The organism is Thermoanaerobaculia bacterium, from assembly GCA_035593605.1.
Lineage (GTDB): Bacteria > Acidobacteriota > Thermoanaerobaculia > UBA2201 > DAOSWS01 > DAOSWS01.
Map to the genome: position 1 here is coordinate 1 of DAOSWS010000032.1, position 22,248 is coordinate 22,248.

Consider the following 22,248-nt stretch of genomic DNA (forward strand, 5'->3'; position numbering starts at 1 on the left):
GACATCATCGTCACAAACCCCAACGGCCAGTACGGCACGCTCCCGGGAGGGTTTAGCTATCCGTAGGAATTGGATTCAGGAGAGGAAAACGCAATATAAGGGCGAGAGTCTCTCTTTTAGTTGGTCAAAAAGCGCAATTGGCTGTGATACAATCAAAATCCGGGCTGAGATATCCGTACATGGCTGGTGCGGGTGATTCTTAATTATGGTTAAGGATGGCGACATGAGTTCCCACTTCAAACTCTCTATCATTCTACTTCTGGTAGGATCGGTTACCCTTTTCTTGTCATGTTCATTCACGTCCTCATCAGAGAGGACGGAAGTACTTCAAAGTCCTTCCAACATGAAGATCTATAAGACAGAGCAAGAAAATTCGGGGTACGGGCAAGAAAGCAAAGCGGAACCGAAAAACTCGACGTTCATGGCTCCCTATGGTAACCTTCCCCTCCACTTTGAACGCAACGATGGCCAGGCCCATAGTGAGGTCCAGTACCTGGCCAGGGGACAAGGATACTCCCTCTTCCTAACGGGGAATGAGGCCGTCCTGACTCTCCGAAAGAGAAGTAAATCAAAGGATCATCGTCGGTCGATCTCTCCGAATGCTGAGCCTGATCTGGAACCGGAACCTGAAGAGCCCCCGGCCGTGGTTCGGGCCAGGCTGGTGGGAGTTCAGTCCTCGATAGAGGTTGTCGGCGAGGAGCTTCTTTCGGGGAAGAGCAATTACTTTATTGGGAATAACACCTCCAAATGGCGTACCGACATTCCACAGTATAAAAAGGTGACATGTAAAGAGGTATGGCACGGGATCGATCTCACCTACTACGGCAACCAGGGTCAATTAGAATATGACTTCATCGTAAAACCCGGTTCGGATCCCGAAGTTATTCGTTTAGCCTATGACGGAATTGAAGCTATGTCTCTTGACGATGAGGGCAATCTTGTTCTCCAGATCAACGAAGGAAAACTGATACAGCATGCGCCCATTATCTATCAAGAGATCAATGGTGAACAGCGGGCGGTGAGTGGAAAGTTCATCCTTGCAGAGACAGAAGTCGGATTTGACATCGAGTCATTCGACAGGTCGCGAGATTTAATCATTGATCCTATCCTTGTATTCTCTACCTGCATTGGAGGGAGTTTGACAGATACTGGACAAGATTTAGCCATTGACTTAATGGGAAATACCTATGTGGTTGGGCAAACTGAATCGCTGGACTTTCCCACAGAGAATCCGTATCAAAGTTACCAAGGTGGGATTGATGCTTTCGTGTCAAAATTATCACCTGAGGGAAACTCACTTATTTACTCGACCTATATTGGTGGGAGCAGCCTGGAGGGTAACACTACTTCTGCTAAGTCCTTGTTTATTGCTGTGGATGCTGCCGGTTGTGCGTACATTACAGGAAGAACGGATTCCATTGATTTTCCCACTCACAATCCTTTTATGACGGATCCTGGCGACGGGTATGCGGATGCTTTTGTAACAAAGCTGTCACAAGGTGGAGATTCCCTTGTTTATTCGACCTATCTGGGCGGCAGCACCGCTGTTGGCGGTTTTGTTCCACAGGACATGGCGTATGGAATTGATGTAGATGGTTCGGGATGTGCCTACGTTATGGGGTATACGCTATCATCAAATTTTCCGACTGTGACTCCTTATCAGACGGATCAATATGGCATCGATGTATTTATCACAAAACTATCGGCAAGTGGAGACTCTCTTGTGTACTCTACCTATTTGGGGGGAAGTGATCATGATTTTGGATATGGAGGCATAGTTGTCGATGACTCCGGTTGTGCCTACATTGCCGGTTATACTAGTTCCACGGATTTTCCTACGCAAAATCCATATCAGACAGAACCCGGCGATGGAACTTACGATGTTTTTGTGACCAAGTTGTCACAGACTGGGAATTCGCTGGTGTATTCGACTTACATTGGTGGAAGTGGTGGTGATACAGCAAGTACCCTGGATATTGATATTGAAGGATGTGCATATGTTGCCGGGAGCACCTCATCATCCAATTATCCTGTCCAGAATCCCTTTCAGATTTTTCAGGGCAATACCGATGTAATAGTGACTAAACTATCCCCAAGTGGAAATTCTCTTGTTTATTCTACCTATTTGGGCGGAAGCAGCCAAGAAAGTGCAAATGATATTGCAGTAGACGACTTGGGCTGTGTTTATCTCACAGGTGAAACTTCATCGGGTGATTTTCCATTACTGGCACCTTTGCAAACAATTCAGGGTGGAAAGGATGGGTTTGTTACAAAATTATCACCAAGTGGGGATTCGCTTATCTATTCTACATATCTGGGTGGTAGTGCGTATTATGATGTGGGAAATGCACTACAAACTGACGCATATGGAAATGTATTTGTAGCAGGAGGTACAGCCTCGGCGGATTTTCCGACTCTGAATCCCTATCAAGGCTGTGGTTCGCAAGCGGATGCCTTTGTAAGCAAGATATCCACCGTCTGGTGGTTATCGATCACTGACATGGCCGAGGCCGAAGGGAATTCGGGCCAGTATGAGATGATTTTTACCGTATCTCTTGACTGGCCTGCCCTGGCCCAAGTGACAGTTGACTATTTCAGCAGTGATGACACTGCAATATCTACTGGAGTGGATAAAGACTTTGAAAGTGTAAGTGGTAGCCTTCTTTTTGATATTGGAGAGAACTCAAAACAGATCGCCGTCACTGTATATGGAGATACAACTATTGAACAGGACGAAAGGTTCTATATTACCCTTAGTGATCCAACCGGAGCTTCCCTTTTGGATAGTCAGGCCGTTGGTGCAATCATCGATGATGATGGACCTCTCCCTTTGATTGACGTGGCCGACATGGCTTTGGTGGAGGGTGATTCAGGCACGTTTTTACAGTCTTTGCCAGTTTACCTTTCACAGAGGCGAGGTATCCAGGTAACTGTCGATTATGATTTGAGTGATGGTTCGGCAACGCAGGGTGAGGACTTCATATCGTCCAGCGGCACAGCTACCTTTGATCCATGGACTACTGAGACTGCGATCGTATTGACAACTTATGGCGACACGATCCCTGAACCCCGTGAAACATTCACGGTCACTCTATCAAATCCGATCAATGCGGGAATCGGCGTTGGAACCGGTATCGTCACGATAAACGATGATGACACAGAACCTGCTCCGACAGGGAACCTGTCCTACGACCGCATTCACCACACGGCAACTCTCTTACCAGATGGTCGGGTTCTTGCCGCGAGCGACTGCACTGCGGAGATCTTTGATCCCATCACGACTACCTGGTCAGAGCCGGAAAACGGGCCGCCGTGTCTGCTTCAGGAAAGACACACAGCCGCACTTCTCCCGGATAGTGGTGTGATGTTCGGAGGTGGGTTTCAGGGTAGTGCACTTGGGGATGTTTATATCTATTATCCAGTTACTGGGGAGTATGGCCTTGTTCCCGAAACGTTACATGATCCTAGATCCGATCACACGATGACCGTCCTCCTGGACGGCCGGGTTCTTTTCGTGGGGGGGGCGGGAAATTCCGGATGCCTGACGTCGGCAGAGACCTACACCCTCTCCGGCGGAGCCTGGGTTCACGGAACGGCAGCTTCACTACCTGTGGATCAGGATCGCTCACATCACACAGCGAACCGTCTGGCTGACGGCCGGGTCTTAGTGACAGGGGGTACAGGTAGCTCAGGTGTACTCAATAGCGCATATCTTTATAATCCCGCAGGCGATACCTGGACACCCACCGGATTACTCAATGTGCCCCGTCATTCCCATAGTGCCACGCTTCTCTCCGATGGCCGTGTTCTTGTGGCCGGTGGGGAGGATGATTTAGGAGAAACTCTGGCCTCTGTGGAGATCTGGAATCCGGATTCAGGTGAATGGACCTTGACAGGTGAGATGAATGCTTCCCGGAAGAATCAAGCGGCGGTTCTTCTCGGGACAGGAGAGGTCCTTGTGGTTGGAGGAAGATCAACGTCGGAGCACGATTCCTACGAAATCTACAGCCCGGGTTCGGGAACGTGGGCCCTGGCCGGTACTCTGTCCGTGCCACGCACTGATACTACGACAACGGTTTTGGCCGACGGAAGAGTTTTGGTCATCGGAGGGAACGAAAACTACGGCTTTACCTCTGAGATGATCGATTCGTCTGCCGGGCAGGTGATGGGAAGCATCTCGTTAAACGAGACACGCGCAGGCCACACCGCGACGCTAATGCCGTCGGGTAATGTGTTGTTGACGGGTGGGGCTGGGTTGGGGTATCTGGCCACCGCCGAAATCTTCAATGTGTCCGATGATACGGTGTCGTACACGGACAGTATGTCCGAAGCGCGACTTTACCACACTGCAACGCTCCTCCCGGACGGTAGAGTGCTCGTTGCCGGCGGCTACAGTTCTTCCCATGATCCCAATAATACTTGTGAAATGTACGATGAAGACACGCCCGAGCCCGATTCGAAGTGGGCTTCTGCAAATCCATTGATATATTCAAGGGCAGAGCATACTGCAACACTGCTGTCCGACGGAAGAATCCTATTTGCGGGAGGTGACGGATTGTCCGGGCCGGTGGACAGGGCAGAGATCTATGATCCTGTCACAGGGGAGCGGGTCGAAACCGGTCTCCACATCCAGCCTCGATTCTTTCACACGGCCACCCGTCTTCCTTCCGGTGAGGTTGTCATTGCTGGAGGGATGGCAGACGAGAGTGGCGGTCAGGTGTTCCGAAGCACCGAGATTCTCGATCCGCGGGTCAAGCCTGAAGCCACATGGCGCGCAGCAACGGCAATGGGTTCCCGGCGGGAGGGACATGTAGCCGTTTCACTTCGCGACGGGAAAGTGTTAGTTGCTGGAGGAAGTCCGGACGATAAAACTGTGGCGATCGCGAGTGCGGAAGTTTACGATCCAGAGAACGATACTTGGACTCCGGTTGCAGAGATGACACACGCCCGATATCGCGCTACGGCAACACTCCTCTGGGATGGGAAAGTCCTCGTCGCGGGCGGTGAAGGAATTGACGGCTGGCGGGACGACATGGAGATCTGGGATCCCGTCAGCGATCAGTGGTTCATTACGAACTGGACCTTGAGCGGCCGTGGCTATCATACCGCCACTCTTCTGACCAACGGGGAAATCCTCTTCGCCGGGGGAGCCTGGGACTCCGGTGTTTTTGACGATGCACTTCTCTTTGATCCCTTGGGCAATCAAGTTGACAGAGCTCCAATTGTTGACTTGACAACAAATCCCATCCTTTTTGGCGCTCCACTTGTGATTACTGGAAGTCAATTGCGGGGAAGTGCGGAGGCCGGATCTGGCGGGACGCAGAGCTCACCTACCGATTTCCCTGTTGTGGAGATGCGTTCAGTGGAAGAGGACCGATTTGTTTCTCTTGCCTGGGATCCCTTAACGACTGTTCCACCGGATCAACTTACTGTCAGCCAGCTGCCTTCATCCCTCGACCCCGGCTGGCACTTCCTTCGGGTCATCACGTCAGGTGTCCCCAGTGTGGCGAAGCTTGTCCGGGTTGGCTGCAGCCTTTCGATTACGCAACAGCCGCCGGTGAGTGTGACGAAGGCGGTGGAAGAGACGGCCAAATTTGTGATCAAGGTGCAGGGAGCGCGTTACTTCCAATGGCAGAAGAACGAAATTGATATTCCCGGAGCGACATCCTCCACTTATATCACTCCTCCAATCACGGACGGTGACAACGGCTCCCAATATCGATGTCTCTACTGGACGGACTGTACGCCGGAACCCTACCCATACTCCGATACGGTCACCCTCTACGTGACCGACAGCGTAGTGCCTATCATCAGCGTCACAGCCCCCAACGGCGGGGAATCGTGGGCCTACTCGGAAAGCGATACCATCAGAAAGAGCCATCTCCTTGTCTGGGAATCGGATGATAACTTTGGATTAAGCCGGGCGAAGCTCTCGTATTCTGCGGACGAAGGATCCACCTGGACCTGTATCGCGGACTCGGACGATATCGACTGCTCTCCGAACGGATTGAGTGCGGACGATACCAGCTACCTCTGGGAAATGCCGACCCAGGAGGAAGCTGCCAACAGCACACCGCCCCAGACCTTTCCTTCTGCCACGTGCAGGGTAAAGGTCGAGCTGTGGGACACGGCCACGCCTACCCCCAATTTCAACGAAGACACGTCGAACGCGAACTTCTACATCATCCAGCCGACGACCACAGCGATTAAGACGCTGATCTTCTGGAACTCCGAGCGGATCTGCAACCAGTACGACACGTGCGACTGTGCCAACTGGACCACGGACCCGGCCTGCACGGCGACGATGCGGACGAGCCGGATCCTGCAGGAGCTGGCAGACCACCCGAAGGTCATGGGGGTCATTCGGGACCTGGCCGGGGCGACGGACCCGGTGAGCCTGAACCCGATCGCCAGTTTTTATACCCCCTGGGACGCCTGCTACGACGACCCGGGGACCGACTGTATCGACGCGGGATGCCTGGCGAACCGCCAGACCTACGCGAATGAGCTTGCGGGAGCGATCCGAAACTACATCCTGGACCAGGCGAATAACACCTATACCAGCACGCAATACGTGATCCTGGTGGGGTACGATGCCCAGATCCCCTTCTACCGGATGCACGACGGGACAAGCATCTACCCGGAAGACGAGTACATTGCGGAAGTGAGCCTCGACCCCTGTACGACAATGGGAAGCGCACTGGACGACAGCTACTACCTGACGGACAACTACTACTCCGAGCTCAGCCCGGAAGAATCGGACCTGGCCTCGAACCCGTACGCGTATCTCAATGATTTCGCCATTGGAAGGCTGGTGGAAACGCCGGAGCAGATCGAGGACGTGATCCACACCTTCCTGGCGCAGGACGGCCAGGTAAACGCATTACCGGACGTGACGGGAGAAAACCGGATCCTGGTGACGGGGTTCGATTTCCTCTACGACACGGCCAAACAGATCGACCTGGCCTTCGACCAGGACGGGTACACGCCGGGAGGCGACCTGGACGAGCTTCTGGACAATCCGGCGCCGGGGCAGGAGGGGGACGAGTACACGCCGGCGATGCTGGAAGCGGCGCTCTATCCGACAAACCCGGACGACGAAGTCCACCGGATTGCGAATATCAACACCCACGCGAACCACTACAGCTTCGCGGCCTCCCAGGCGGGGAGCGGAGACGAGAGCCTGTACTGCACGGACGCAACGTATAACCCGACGCTGTGCTACCAGGGATCGGACATGGCAAGCCAGAGCCGGGACCTGAAGGGGACGGTGCTCTATACGTCAGGCTGCCACTCGGGACTTCCGGTGCCGTCGACGGACGGAAAGCCGCTGGACCTGCCGGAAGTGATGGGGACGAAGGGGGTGGTGGGCTACATCGGGAACACGGGATACGGGTGGGGCCTGAAGCACGGACGGGGCCTGACGGAAGACCTCATGGAAGGGATCACGGACCAGATCGTGAGCCACGGGACGATCTCCATCGGGCAAGCGCTGGCGAACGCGAAGCGGAGCTACTACATCAAGGAGAAGCGGTACGACGTCTTTGACGAGAAGGTGCTGCACGAGCTGAGCCTGTTCGGGATTCCGAACTACCTGGTGGTGACGGAAATTGCGAGAGGAGAGGAAGGCGGGCTACCTCCGGCGGACGGACCGGACCGGGGATGCTGGGAGGGGATCTGCGTGGAAAAGAGCCGGGAGACGGGGACGGGTCTGACCCTGATACCCCCGGACGTGACAGAGCTGGTGCTGAACTTCACCTTTGGATCGGGAACGTACCAGCAGGTGACGGCGACGGACGGAAGCGGGAGCTACTACGAGCTGAACGGGCAAGCGTCGGGGGAGGTGGGGGACGCGATCCAGCCGCACTTTGTGTATAACAGCTACCTGAGCGGGACCCGGGCGCACGGGATCCTCTTTACGGGGGGAGACTACACGACGGAAGCGGGGTTTGACCCGGTGGTGGCGGTACCGCATACGCTGAACTACGCGCCGATGGACGAAGGTCCCCTGCCGAGCCGGAGCACCTGGACACCGAGTGTCCGGGCCTCCTTTGGGATCGCGGGCGTGATCGGGAAGCGGTCGATCGGGGAGCAGGGGTATACGAACATGGTGGTGCACACGGGATCGTACGATGGGGGAACGGGAGACGAGAGCCGGTTTAGTGCGATGCAGTTTGCGATCTACTACTCAAACGACTCCGACTATCTCGCCCCGACGATCACCGAACCGGGGGCGGGAGGGTTTCATACGCTGAACGGCCTCACGGCCTCCTTCAGCGTGGAGGCCCAGGATGCAAGCGGGATCTACCGGGTGGTGGTGACGTACGACGACGGAGCCGGGAGCTGGACGAGCCTGGATCTGGACTACAACGATGCCACGCTGGTGTGGGAAGGGGACCTGTCGGTGCGGCAGGACATCCGGTACTACGTGCAGGTGGTGGACAAGCAGGGGAACGTGAAGATCCTGACGGAGAGCGGGGACGATGTGGACTATGGAGATGTACCGTATGGAAGCACCTGGACCGGCCCGAGGATGTGGACGATCCACCTGGTGGACAACGAAAACGGAGACGGAACGGGAGACGGACTTCCGGACGTGTGGGAAGACCAGTATGCCTGTGTAAGCTCGTTAGCAAACGATGCCGCAGAAGACCCGGACGAAGATTTGCTGACGCACCTGGAAGAATTCACGTATGACACGAACCCGTGCTACGGAGACACCGACGGGGGCGGAGAGAATGACGGATCGGAAGTGCGGGCCAACGGGACAAGTCCGAAGCGGAACCCGAAGATGGGAACAGACGATCACCATCTGGAGATCCGGATGACGGAATCGGGGGGGTATCCGGTGGTGGAATGGCCGGACGGGACCGGGGCGGCAGGGGACTGCATCTGGGAAAGCAACGTGGGAGAGAACGACACGATCGACGGGACGTACTGGGTGTACCGGTCGGACGATCCCTACTTTGACGATACGGAGCTCCTGGTCGGATCACTCCCGGATGGAACGCACTGTCATAAGGATACGACGGCGGGGGCCGGTCCTTACTACTACAAGGTGTGGAACTACGAGATCAATACGAAGGCGCCGATTGTGGGTGGCCTGGTCCCGAACCATGGGGTGGTCCTGACCCAGACGGCGGTGGCGATATACGGAGAATATTACATGACGGGAGCAACGGTGACCATCTGCGGGGAAGAAGCGACGAATGTCTTTGTCGAGGACGATAAGAAGATCACCTGCATGACGCCGGCCCATGACACGGCGGAAGCCTGCGACGTGACGGTGACAAATCCCAACGGCCAGCATGGAACTCTTTCGGGAGGGTTTAGCTATCAGTAACAAGATGTACTGTTATCTATTACAAACCTGAAAAAAGAACAAAGTGATTATAATCACTCGAACTGAAAATATGATATGAGATAATGTAGAATCGATAGTAGGAATTCAAGAGGGGGAAATATGAGAAAAGCTCTGTGGATATGGCTGATCATGACAATGATCGGTACGGGAGCGGTGTTTGCCAACAGGGTGCTGACCCTCGAAGAGCGAATGGAAGCCCAGAGAGCCATCGAGCGGGTCTATTACAACCATAGAATATGGCCTAAGGAAAATCCCCAGCCAAAACCCCCCTTTGAAAAGATGGTACCGGAAGAAGTGATCCGGAAGAGGGTGGACAACTATCTTAAAAAATCGATCCTATTGGATGAATACTGGCAAAGACCCCTGATAGGCCAACAGCTCCAGGCCGAAATGAACCGGATGGTGCAGAACACGAAGGATCCCGAGATGTTGAGGGAACTCTTTGCCGCCTTGAACAATGACCCCTTCCTCATTGCTGAATGTTTTGCCCGCCCAGCATTGGCCGACCGACTGATCCGAAATTGGTATGCCTTTGATGAGCGGTTTCATAATGATTCGAAGCAAGAAATATTGAATTTGCAAAAGAAAGCCAAATTTGAAGGAAATGAGATAAGAGAAAGCAAAAATTTTTTGCTTATAAATATTAGTTCTGACGATGGAAGAGAAGATCTATCGCAAAAAAGTTTTGATCTGCCTTTTGATGATGAAAGGTTTGCAAAGGAAGTTCAAAGATTTCCGCAACCAGGACAAGTTTCAGAGATTGAAGCGAATGAAAGTTTTTACTTTTTCCGAATCACCTTTACAATGACAGATACATGTTTAACAGGCGCCGTAATCTATGTGCCCAAAAATTATTTTGATAATTGGTTATCCACGAAAGTTCCCGATTCCACGTTACATATAGAATCAATTAATTATAATTTTAATTTACCCGATGATAAGTTTCCAGGAATAAGAGCTTACACTCCCACTAAGCCTGATTCATGGATGCAGACCTTTCTTCCTCTGACTGGACGATACAACCATACAGCAGTGTGGACGGGATCCGAAATGATCATCTGGGGTGGTTATCCATCCATGAATACAGGAGGACGATATGATCCCACCACAGATACATGGGGCTCTGTTCCACTGACCGATGCTCCTGAACCACGTTATTTGCATACTGCTGTCTGGACAGGAACCGAAATGATTGTGTGGGGAGGCCAACAAAGTGGGTACCTGAATACGGGTGGACGATATAATCCATACACTGATTCATGGGTAGCAACCACATTGAATAGTTCCCCAGGTGCCAGACGATTCCATACTGCAATATGGACGGGTTCCGAAATGATCATCTGGGGTGGGCAGGAAACCAGTGGGCGAGTCAATACAGGGGGAAGATATAATCCTCATTACGATTCCTGGCAGGAAACCTCGCTTAATGATGCACCATTGGCAAGATATGGCCACACGGCTGTCTGGTCTGAATCTGAAATGATTATTTGGGGTGGGAATGGTGGTTTAAACACAGGGGGGCGCTATAATCCATCATTGAACTCATGGGAAGCAACATCGACTGTGGGTGCACCGAGCGGTCGTGAATATCACACCGCTGTATGGGCTGAAGATAGAATGATCATTTGGGGGGGGAATACATCAAATACGGGTGGCCAATACGATCCTGTTATTAATGCATGGACTGCAACGACACTTGATGGTGCGCCATCTGGAAGGTCCTATCATTCTGCAGTCTGGACTGGGTTGGAAATGATCATTTGGGGAGGAATGGGATCTTCACCAAGCTATAAAAATGATGGCGGAAGATATGACCCCGAAACTGATTCATGGATATTGACTACCACTGTAAATGCACCGGTGGGCAGATACCAGCACTCAGCAGTTTGGACCGGATCGGAAATGATCGTGTGGGGAGGACATCAATCCAGCACTGGATACAATACTGGTGGTAGATATAATCCATCTCTAGACTCTTGGGTTTCAACCTCTTATTTTCAACCGGAGGGCCGGGCATTTCACACTGCAGTATGGACGGGAACGGATATGATAATTTTTGGAGGTTTTACAGAGAGTAATCATAATATTCCTTCATATAAGGGTTATCGATACAATCCAGTGTGCGACCAATGGACTGAAATATCTTCAATTAATGGCCCAGAGGCAAGATCGTTCCATTCTGCAGTTTGGACGGGTTTTGAAATGGTTATATGGGGAGGCGGTACTGGATTTAACGGTCAAATTGAAACGAATACTGGCGCCATGTACGATCCATCTTTGGACAGTTGGACTACAACGACTACAGATAATGCGCCTTCTTCCAGGGCAGGGCATACGTCATTATGGACAGGCGCAGAAATGATCGTCTGGGGAGGGGGATTTAATACGGGAGGAAAATATACTCCTGAGTTTGATACCTGGGTTCCGACAACCATTGATGGTGCCCCTGCTCAAAGAAGTGATAATACAGGAATCTGGACCGGATTAGAAATGATTATTTGGGGTGGATATGACAATACTGGTGGAAGGTATAATCCTTTCGATGATAGTTGGGTAGCTACATCTCAAGTTGATTCTCCAACAGGAAGAGGAAATCATTCCGCTTTATGGACGGGATCTCATATGCTTATATGGGGCGGAAGAACGGGCTCCACAGAATTGGCTTCTGGGGGTTTATATAATACTCAAACGGATTCATGGTCTGAAATTTCTTCTGTCAATGAACCTTCTCCACGATGGAGGCAAACCGCTGTCTGGACAGGCAATGAAATGATCGTCTGGGGGGGAAAAGATGATTATGGGCAGCTTGACTCTGGTGGGCGTTATGATCCATTTCTAAATTCATGGAAAACAGTCACAACCCTGAATGCCCCAGTAGCAAGAGAAGATCACACATCAATATGGACTGGGGATCGTATGATCGTTTGGGGTGGGTCTGATGGTATCGATTACCTAAATAGTGGCGGGATATTTTTCCCGGATACCGAGCCAAGGGTGATCTTTAATCTGTCAACCTCCTTCAATAATGATACTGTGCTTGAGCTGGGCAGTGGAGAAATGACAATCTTTGATGGCACAGATTCATCCGATGGTTCGAATCCCTATACCACTACACCCTATCATGATGCTCTGGACAGACTTACCTTTTCATGGGATCTCAATAATGATGCTGATTTTGAAAATGAATGTGAATCAGCGAGTTCAGGTTTTGATAAAACTGACTCTACCTTCTCTTTATCTCAAGAAGAATTAAATATCTACGGGATTAACGCTGCAGGGGACTACCCAATCTGGCTTCGAGTAGAGGATGCCAACGGAACGAGGAAATGTTCCTCCGCCACCCTTACGGTCATTGATGGCCAGCCACCAGATGTTGAGGTTTTAGTCCCCAACGGCGAGGAAAACTGGTTGTACTCTGCCAGCGACGGAGAACGGGAACACTATACAATCGCCTGGATGGCTGAGGATCCTTATGGAGTCGTCGAACGCCTGAAAATTTCCTATTCCACCGATGGTGGATCAACCTGGAGTTGTGTGGCCGACTCCGCAGGGATCGATTGTCTTTCTGAAAATCTGGATGGTTCCGATACGCTTAGTGCGTTGGATAATTCTTTTACATGGACGATACCAACCAAGCTGGAAGCGATATCACAGGGACAGAACGTACCTTCAGACCTTTCTTTTATTAAAGTGGAAGCATGGGATTCTGGCAATAATAGGGCGGAAGACAGCAGTGATGCCCAGTTTTCCATTATTCAACCACTTCTTACCACGGTCAAAACGCTTATTGTCCAGGACACTGAACGAATCGAACGAGTCTATGGAACCTCAGCCAGAATCAGTCTGGGAAAAAGCCTGACGGAGCTGGCAAAACATACATTAGTAGATGGTGTTATTCTGGATCTCTCTTCGATTCAGGCTATCCAGGATGCTTATACATGCTGGGATGACTGCTACGACGGAGATGGATGTCAGTTTAATTCTCCCTGCGAAAGCGCCAGTGGAAATCCACAGGAGCGTGCAAACGCTCTGGCTGCAGAAATTCGAGGGTATGTTCTTGATCAGATTCAGACACATTACAATAACGTGGAAGCCATAATCCTTGTAGGGGATGATAACCAGGTACCGTTTTACAGAATGGAAGATGGCACGATCATCTATTCAGAACCAAACTACATTACCGAGGGCGGACTCAGCATCACTACACCGGTGGGGTCGGCACTGCATAATGGATATTTTTTGACGGACAATTTTTATACTGAACTTAACCCGGAGATTTCTCCTATCGCTGGATCCGATAATCCCTATGTTTTCATGAACGATATATCACTGGGCCGACTGGTAGAGACCCCGGAGCAAATGACTGGTGTTATCACCAACTTTCTCAACAGAAATGGTCAGATAACTCTGGTCTACTCCACGGATTATGCCATGGTGACGGGCCTTGAGTTTCTTCACGACAGTGCCCTTGTTATCCGGAACCGGTTTCAGGCCGCAGGCAAGAATACTGACTTTCTCATCGATAATCCTGGTCAGGGGGGAGATAGTTACACTCCTGCAGACCTTGGTACGATGCTCTTTTCTACCCCTCCCCATAATCTGATAAACATCAACACCCACGCGAACCACTACAGTTATGCTGCCTCGGTGCCAGTCGGTGCATCAGATGTTCTTCTTTGCACGGATGCAACTTACAACCCTTCATTATGTTACAGCCAGGACATGGATGCCTATTCTGGAACACTGACAGGATCAGCCCTCTATACATCAGGCTGTCATTCGGGATTGGTTATTTCCAACGAAGGCCCGGACTTACGGTGGTTGGACCTTCCAGAAATGATGGCGGAAAAGGGTGTTGTTTCCTATGTCGGGAACACGGGATATGGCTGGGGCCTGAAAGATGGACGGGGGCTTACGGAAAAGCTCATGATTGAAATATCGGATCAGATCCTTGAGGCTGGAGATATTGCAATGGGGCAAGCCGTGAGTCAGGCCAAAAGGCGGTATTATCTGAACGAGAAGCGGTACGACGTCTTTGACGAGAAGGTACTGCACGAACTGAGCCTGTTCGGGATTCCCAATTATCATATTCTCACAGCGATTGATCGTGTCTCCGATGAAGGCCTGCCTCCGGCGGACGGACCGGACCGGGGATGCTGGGAGGGGATCTGCGTGGAAAAGAGCCGGGAGACGGGGACGGGTCTGACCCTGATACCCCCGGACGTGACAGAGCTGGTGCTGAACTTCACCTTTGGATCGGGAACGTACCAGCAGGTGACGGCGACGGACGGAAGCGGGAGCTACTACGAGCTGAACGGGCAAGCGTCGGGGGAGGTGGGGGACGCGATCCAGCCGCACTTTGTGTATAACAGCTACCTGAGCGGGACCCGGGCGCACGGGATCCTCTTTACGGGGGGAGACTACACGACGGAAGCGGGGTTTGACCCGGTGGTGGCGGTACCGCATACGCTGAACTACGCGCCGATGGACGAAGGTCCCCTGCCGAGCCGGAGCACCTGGACACCGAGTGTCCGGGCCTCCTTTGGGATCGCGGGCGTGATCGGGAAGCGGTCGATCGGGGAGCAGGGGTATACGAACATGGTGGTGCACACGGGATCGTACGATGGGGGAACGGGAGACGAGAGCCGGTTTAGTGCGATGCAGTTTGCGATCTACTACTCAAACGACTCCGACTATCTCGCCCCGACGATCACCGAACCGGGGGCGGGAGGGTTTCATACGCTGAACGGCCTCACGGCCTCCTTCAGCGTGGAGGCCCAGGATGCAAGCGGGATCTACCGGGTGGTGGTGACGTACGACGACGGAGCCGGGAGCTGGACGAGCCTGGATCTGGACTACAACGATGCCACGCTGGTGTGGGAAGGGGACCTGTCGGTGCGGCAGGACATCCGGTACTACGTGCAGGTGGTGGACAAGCAGGGGAACGTGAAGATCCTGACGGAGAGCGGGGACGATGTGGACTATGGAGATGTACCGTATGGAAGCACCTGGACCGGCCCGAGGATGTGGACGATCCACCTGGTGGACAACGAAAACGGAGACGGAACGGGAGACGGACTTCCGGACGTGTGGGAAGACCAGTATGCCTGTGTAAGCTCGTTAGCAAACGATGCCGCAGAAGACCCGGACGAAGATTTGCTGACGCACCTGGAAGAATTCACGTATGACACGAACCCGTGCTACGGAGACACCGACGGGGGCGGAGAGAATGACGGATCGGAAGTGCGGGCCAACGGGACAAGTCCGAAGCGGAACCCGAAGATGGGAACAGACGATCACCATCTGGAGATCCGGATGACGGAATCGGGGGGGTATCCGGTGGTGGAATGGCCGGACGGGACCGGGGCGGCAGGGGACTGCATCTGGGAAAGCAACGTGGGAGAGAACGACACGATCGACGGGACGTACTGGGTGTACCGGTCGGACGATCCCTACTTTGACGATACGGAGCTCCTGGTCGGATCACTCCCGGATGGAACGCACTGTCATAAGGATACGACGGCGGGGGCCGGTCCTTACTACTACAAGGTGTGGAACTACGAGATCAATACGAAGGCGCCGATTGTGGGCGGCCTGGTCCCGAACCATGGGGAGGTCCTGACCCAGACGGCCGTGTCAATTTACGGAGAATATTACATGTCCGGGGCGACCGTGACCATCTGCGGGGAAGAAACGACGAATGTGATCGTAGAACATCAAGGGAAGATCAAGTGCGTAACCCCGGCCCACGACACGGCGGAAGCCTGCGACGTGACCGTCACGAATCCCAACGGCCAGCATGGGACCCTGACGGGGGGGTATACCTACACTCCATAGTCATCAAGAATGGGATGCGATGTATTGCCTCATGGCTTCCGCGACGGAATCATAAGATTCTTTCAATCCCGGATTTTCTGCGACGGGGAATGATTTCAAACCCTCGTTAAACCACTTTCGCGATTCCTCCGGTTTATCCAGATTCAGGCAGACTTCGGCAAGGTTTATATAACAATGGCAGAGTTTTTCTTTCTCGTGGATTTCCTTGAAGAATGAAGCTGCTTTAGAGTAATTGTCATAGGCTTCTTGAAACAGCTCTTTGTAATAGCAGGCAATCCCTCTGTAGTTATAGGATTCTGCCAGGCCGCTTTTAATGCCGAGAGATTGAAATATTTCTCCTGCTTCATCTACCAATGATAGTGCTTCATCCAACCTGTTTGTGTACATCTCCAGGTTGCTAAGGTTAAGCAGAATCCCGCTGAGCAAATAATAGTCGCCTTGAGCTTCAATCTGTGGTATTAAGTTTGTAAATACTTCTCTTGCAGTGTTTAAAAATTGACATTCGATAAGAACATTCGCGAATTCGATTTGAACTCGAAGTTCCTGATGGAGGTTCATGCAGCTTCTGGCTATATTGGTTGCCCTCACAAGAAGGGTCAGGGCATGGTCAAATTGTTTGTCGCCCTTTGCAATGGAAGCAAGGAAATAAAGAGCAAGAATTCGGAAGTCCAGAACTACATTCTCCTTTGATACGATTATTTCAAAGCAACGGCGTGCTTGATCAAAATCTCCATGGCGAAAATGAGCAACACCAATCAGGTACAGTAGCTGGTCATAATAGTCTTTGTGAATCGCAGAGAGCATTTTTTCTGCCGAGTTGATATAGGAATATTTACCCAGTTTTTCCATGCAATCGAATTGGGCGAGGAGAAACTGATTTTTGTATTCCACGGGATCCTTTTTCCGAAGAAGCTTGCGAATTCTCTTTGATAAAGTCAGGGCATCGAAAACTTTTCCCGACTTCATCCGAGCCATAACAAGCCGGTGCGCAATATCCCATTTTTTGTGATCCCGAGTAAATTTTAGTAGATCATAGGTCCTTTCATAGTATTTTGATGCTTCATGAAAAGAGCATTGATGAAAGAGCTGATCGGCAGCGAGGTTGCTGAATTCTAAAGATTTTTTCTTTTCACCGGCCAGGCTGTAGTGATCTGCAACAACAGAGTATTCAGGATGGACATCTTCGGAAAGAGCACGTTCAAGGACTCCGGAAATTTTCTTATGGGACTTCCGGCGAACCCTTGATGGGATCATTCGATAGATTGTTTCCCTCACTAGTGTGTGGGAAAAGACCCGGGAAGTTATCGATTTCTCAAGAAAATAACCCGCACGATCCAGGTCCAGAATGGCTGTTTGGACGAAATCTTTTCCCATGACTTCCTTAAGATGTAAAAGATGAAACTGATTTCCGAAGCAGGAGGCCAGCATCAGGTGTGCCCTCTGGGTCAGTGTCAGCTTTTCGATTCTTGCAAGGATAATGTCTTCGGTTCCCTGAAGGTGTTCGATCCTGGCATGGCTTTGCGGGACCCATTCCCCAAGGCGTCGCTGGAGAAGATTCGCTCCCTGTAAATATTCCAGAAGTTGCCGGGCAATCAGAGGGTTCCCCCGAGTACTGCGAATAACGAGATCCTTCAGCGAGTCCCCCATGGGGCCTCCAAGTATTTCACCTGCCAAATCTTGAAGCCCTTCGGGGCTGAAGTTCTCGAGAGGGATGGTATAACAACCGATGCGATCGTCCAATTCAGATTTTTCGCGATCAGGACGGGAAGTCGATAGAATGAAAAGAGGCTGATTTCGTAAATGATTCATTAACGAAACCAGTAATTCCATGGAGAGAGTGTCAAACCAGTGCAGGTCATCCAGGAAAAGAAGAATGTTTTTTTCGTCTGTCAATTGAAGCAGAAGCTGGCTCAGAATATGGTGGAGTATGTTTTTACTGGAGGATTCGTCATACTTCTGAATCTTAACCTCTTCTGGAATAACGGTTCCGAAAAATTCAGCAAGCCAGGGTAGATAGTCGCGGTCAATATTGGGAAGAGTGCGCTGAAGGGTTTTGAAGGTCGGGATGTCACCCTGAAATAGAAACTCCAGAAAGATATCAACCCAGGGTCCGTAGGCATGGTTACTTCGGCTTATTTCCCCCTTTCCCGCAATACATTGCCATTGTTGCGACTGTGCGATTGACAAAATATGGTTTGAAAGAAATGTTTTTCCAACACCGGCTTCACCTTCCAGGATGACCAGGGAGGGTTTTCCTGCTTTAGCTGTTTCCATGAGAGTAAGAATCGTTTTTGTCTCTTCTTTCCGATCAAAAATGCTCTCTCGGAGAAAAACAGCCTGGGAAAATCTTTGCCTTTCCAGTAACTCATATATGGGTGTGGATTGAGCTATCCCCTTAAATTCCCGCATGCCCAGTTTTTTAAATCTGAAATTCTTACTTGCTTTATCTCTCACTGTCTCGCTGGTGCAAATCTGATTCTCTTCTGCACTTTGCATGATTCGGGCCGACAGGTTGACCGTACTTCCCATCACCGTGTAATCCCATCGACCTGAACCCCCGACAATACCGGTAAAAGCACGACCCGAATTCATCCCGATTCCTAATGAGATGTTCTCGTAGTTCTCAAGTATCATTTGTTTTACTTCGATGGACCATTGGGATGCCTGCTGTTCAATCTGCTCTTTGGGGGTGGGGGCACCAAAGAGGATCAGAAATGTGCTTCCTTTATCTCCCATGCTGATCCTGTTCAACCGGCCGTCAAATTTTGTTGTGATATCCATGACGGCAGTGAAAAATTCATTGAACTTATGAAGATCAAACACCTTTTTTGTATAAGTAAAACCAGAAAATTTAAAAAAAACAGGGATGATTGTTAAAAGTGCTCCTGCATGGTGTTCTCGTCCAGTGGATACCATTTCCTGAATTTCAGGAATAATAAAGGATGAAAAAGAATCTGTATGGTCGTTAATGCCCTGGTCAACCTCCTTTACTCTTCCCGCTTCTGGTATGCGAAGAATGCGAAACATCGATGATTTCAATTCTTCGTATTCAAGACCTTTGATTCTTTTCGGATCCTGTCTGGCAAGAAGGATGATTTCGCCCGATTTTGCATGATGCTCAGCCTCGGAAGAGAAGTCTACGGCACTGCCGGCAAAAATGTAGTCACATCGAGAATTAGAGTTCCCGATCCCCGCCAGCAATATTGTTCCTTCGGCAACTCCTATCTTCATTTTTAGTGAAAAATATTTAACGGGTGTCTTAATTCGTTGAAATCGTTTCATCCCATCCTGCATCAGGGTTGCTGTGTAAAGTGTTCTGTGAAGTGAATCCTCGCCAGGGAAAAAACATAGGATTGCATCTCCCCCAAATTTCATGACCTGACCGCCGTGGTTGTGAATCAATCGAATCATGGAGGCAAAATATCGATTTATAATATCGGTCAACAGCTCTGCGCCCTCGGCTCCCAGCACGGACAGTGTTTCGGACATCGCCGTGAATCCGGAAACATCGGCGAAAAGGACCGTACCATGGATCCATTCTTCCCACGGTTTATTGCGGTCATACTGTCGGACGATCTGGGGAAGAAATGATCCAATATCCACGATGGAAGTATACCATTCAGAGATTCGTGACATAGAAGTATTTGGGGATTTTATCGTCATACGGAGATGAAACATTGATTATTTAATAATTGTTGTGGTCAGATTCTTTTGCTACACTAAGAAGACTTGGTTTGTTCGATAATCATCTGTATTTGAATTAAGGAATGGGGAAGAATATTATGGTGCATGAGGCGATACATCCTGCTGACAATCGCTCACGGAAAATTCTGGACCTTGCAAAGCAGATCCATTCCACGCTGGAACTGGATGATATTCTGGCTACCTTTCTAAAACTATCTGTACAGGAATTGGGAACTGATGGCGGAACGATCTACTTTCTCAACTCGGATGGATGCCTGGAATCGAAGCACATTATTTCAAGTCACAAAATTTCCAAAATCGTATTAAACCCGGGTGAGGGAATCGCCGGCCTGGTGGCTGAACGAGGCACCTCCGTTATCCGGGAAGATGTCCAGGAGGATCATCAATTCTCCTCGATTATCGATGAGCGATACGGATTTCATACGCGGAACCTGATCTGTTTTCCCCTGAAGGATCACCAGGGAGAAGTGATCGGAGTTCTGCAGCTTGTCAATAAGCGATCCGGAGCCTTTGAAGATTCGGACATTTCGTTTTTAGAGGATATCTCAACTTTTGTCGCCCTGGCTGTGAAAAATGCTCAATATTACGCGGACAGCATGGAGCGGGCGCGGATGGCCCAGGAAATCAAGGTGGCCCACGATATCCAGCAGAGCCTTCTGCCATCTGAAGATCCGGATATCAAGGGATTCACCGTTGCCAGCCTCTTCATCCCCTGTTATGAGGTCGCAGGTGATTTCTTTAATTTTTATTCGGACGAAGAGGCCGCTCACATCGTTCTTATCGATGTGTCCGGAAAGGGCGTGGGGGCGGCCATGGTCGCCAGCGCGCTTCACATCTATCTTTCCCTTCGGTTGACGAGCAATGTCAGCATGTCGGGATTTGTCCATGAACTCAACGACTATCTCCATGCAACCCTGAACGGAGAACACTATGCTACAGGGATTTTTCTTCGGATCAGACAGAATGGAGAGATGGAATACGTCAGTGCGGGACATCCGCCGATTCTGGTTGCGGGTTCCGGGGCAGAGCGATCCTATCCTTCGACCGGGCTTCCCCTTGGCATTCTCCCGGATCGATTTTTTGATTGTCTCCCGTTGGAGTTGTATCCCGGAGAATCGGCCTGCCTTTACAGTGACGGATTCAACGAGACCCTGGATCCAGATGACGAAGAATTCGGAATCGAAGGCGTACAGGGATCATTGACCCGGCATTCACCCGGTTCCCCTCGAGACATTATTACAGGGATCCATCAGGACATTCTCGATTTTCAAAAGGGAACGCAGGGAAATGACGATCGCACCCTGATTGTTGTAAATCGCAATTAGTCATCCAGTTCATCTTCCCAAAGAACTCATTATTCCGTTCTTCGTATCAGTGCTCAGGAGGTGAGGAATGTCCTTTTCAAAGAAATCATGTTGTGTGGCCGTAATGGTCCTGATTGCCGGATTTCTTGCAGCGGATACGGCGAGAAAAGACGCAGCAAAAATTCTTCAGGAAATGAGCTGGGTGGATGTACAGGACTATTTGAAGACGAATGACATGGTGATTATTCCGCTGGGAAGCACGGAACAGCACGGTCCCCACCTGCCTCTGGGATCTGATTATTTTCTGGCCAGGGAGATGTCAAAGGAAATATCCCGTAAAACGGGAGTTGTGGTGGCTCCTGTCCTTACCGTCGGGTACAGCCGATACCATGGAGGCTTCCCGGGGACGCTGAGCCTTACGCCCGATACGATGGTGCAGGTACTCTTTGAGACTTCGCAGATGCTGATTGGACATGGCTTTCATCGGATTCTGTTTTTCAACTTCCACGGGGGAAACAATATTGTTCAGACCCGGGTGATCCACCGGATTAATCACGAAACGGAGGCAGTGGCTGTAGCCATTGCCGAGGGGGGGAGCATTCATGAATCCCTGGAGCCTCCGGAAGGCATTCAAATTGATTTCTTTGACTGGCACGCGGGGAAGGATGAGACCTCCATGCTTCTTGCCGTCCGCCCGGATCTTGTAAGAATGGATCGAGCGGAAAAACCTCAGATCCACATGACATCCAGGATGGAGAAAATCGGGACCGCGGCGGAAGATGCGCCATCCCTGGCCGTCGTGTTTGAAGCGCTCCTGGCTGTCCCATCGGAAACCGGTAAAGGAGGGGCGAGTCATGAGCTTTCCAGCAATGGAGTGTGGTCCTTCAACGATCCAAACGATGCAACGGCGGAACATGGACAAAAGCGAATCGATTACGTGGTAGAAGGTGCTGTGCGGTTTATCGAAGCGTGGAAGACAACCGAGCCTGTCACAACCGGTCCCGCAGCCTCGGAGTAAAGATGATTCCTGCGTCTTCA

At 51.0% G+C, this 22,248-nt stretch carries 6 protein-coding genes; 4 read left to right on the top strand and 2 right to left on the bottom strand.

What is annotated here, in order from left to right:
* Positions 1–2,500 precede the first annotated feature (2,500 nt).
* Complete coding sequence (locus PLD04_13140) at positions 2,501–9,343, top strand: kelch repeat-containing protein (GenBank protein HXK69274.1); 6,843 nt, start codon at positions 2,501–2,503, stop codon at positions 9,341–9,343.
* Between the two features lie 357 nt (positions 9,344–9,700).
* On the opposite strand, the gene PLD04_13145 is transcribed toward PLD04_13140, so the two are convergent.
* A complete protein-coding gene (locus tag PLD04_13145; protein HXK69275.1) occupies positions 9,701–9,913 on the bottom strand; it encodes a hypothetical protein in 213 nt (70 codons plus the stop codon).
* Between the two features lie 2,484 nt (positions 9,914–12,397).
* Here PLD04_13145 and PLD04_13150 point away from each other — a divergent pair.
* The gene (locus PLD04_13150) at positions 12,398–16,201 is read left to right on the top strand and encodes a C25 family cysteine peptidase (GenBank protein ID HXK69276.1); all 3,804 of its coding nucleotides are present in this window, start codon (positions 12,398–12,400) and stop codon (positions 16,199–16,201) included.
* Positions 16,202–16,204: 3 nt separating this feature from the next.
* On the opposite strand, the gene PLD04_13155 is transcribed toward PLD04_13150, so the two are convergent.
* Complete coding sequence (locus PLD04_13155) at positions 16,205–19,837, bottom strand: adenylate/guanylate cyclase domain-containing protein (protein ID HXK69277.1); 3,633 nt, start codon at positions 19,835–19,837, stop codon at positions 16,205–16,207.
* 131 nt (positions 19,838–19,968) lie between these two features.
* Here PLD04_13155 and PLD04_13160 point away from each other — a divergent pair, with 131 nt between their 5' ends.
* Both PLD04_13160 and PLD04_13165 read left to right on the top strand, forming a co-directional pair.
* Positions 19,969–21,231 carry a SpoIIE family protein phosphatase gene (locus PLD04_13160; protein HXK69278.1) on the top strand — a complete coding sequence of 421 codons (1,263 nt, stop codon included), beginning with the start codon at positions 19,969–19,971 and terminating at the stop codon, positions 21,229–21,231.
* Positions 21,232–21,298: 67 nt separating this feature from the next.
* Positions 21,299–22,228: a creatininase family protein gene (locus PLD04_13165; GenBank protein ID HXK69279.1), complete on the top strand. Its 930-nt coding sequence runs from the start codon at positions 21,299–21,301 to the stop codon at positions 22,226–22,228.
* The last annotated feature ends 20 nt before the right edge of the window (positions 22,229–22,248 follow it).

Bases quoted from the DNA above. Each gene is read 5' to 3' on its own strand.
- PLD04_13140 (HXK69274.1), top strand. From the start codon at position 2,501: ATGGCCGAGGCCGAAGGGAATTCGGGCCAGTATGAGATGATTTTTACC.
- PLD04_13145 (HXK69275.1), bottom strand. From the start codon at position 9,913: ATGAAACCGCTCATCAAAGGCATACCAATTTCGGATCAGTCGGTCGGC.
- PLD04_13155 (HXK69277.1), bottom strand. From the start codon at position 19,837: ATGTCACGAATCTCTGAATGGTATACTTCCATCGTGGATATTGGATCA.
- PLD04_13160 (HXK69278.1), top strand. From the start codon at position 19,969: ATGGGGAAGAATATTATGGTGCATGAGGCGATACATCCTGCTGACAAT.
- PLD04_13165 (HXK69279.1), top strand. From the start codon at position 21,299: ATGTCCTTTTCAAAGAAATCATGTTGTGTGGCCGTAATGGTCCTGATT.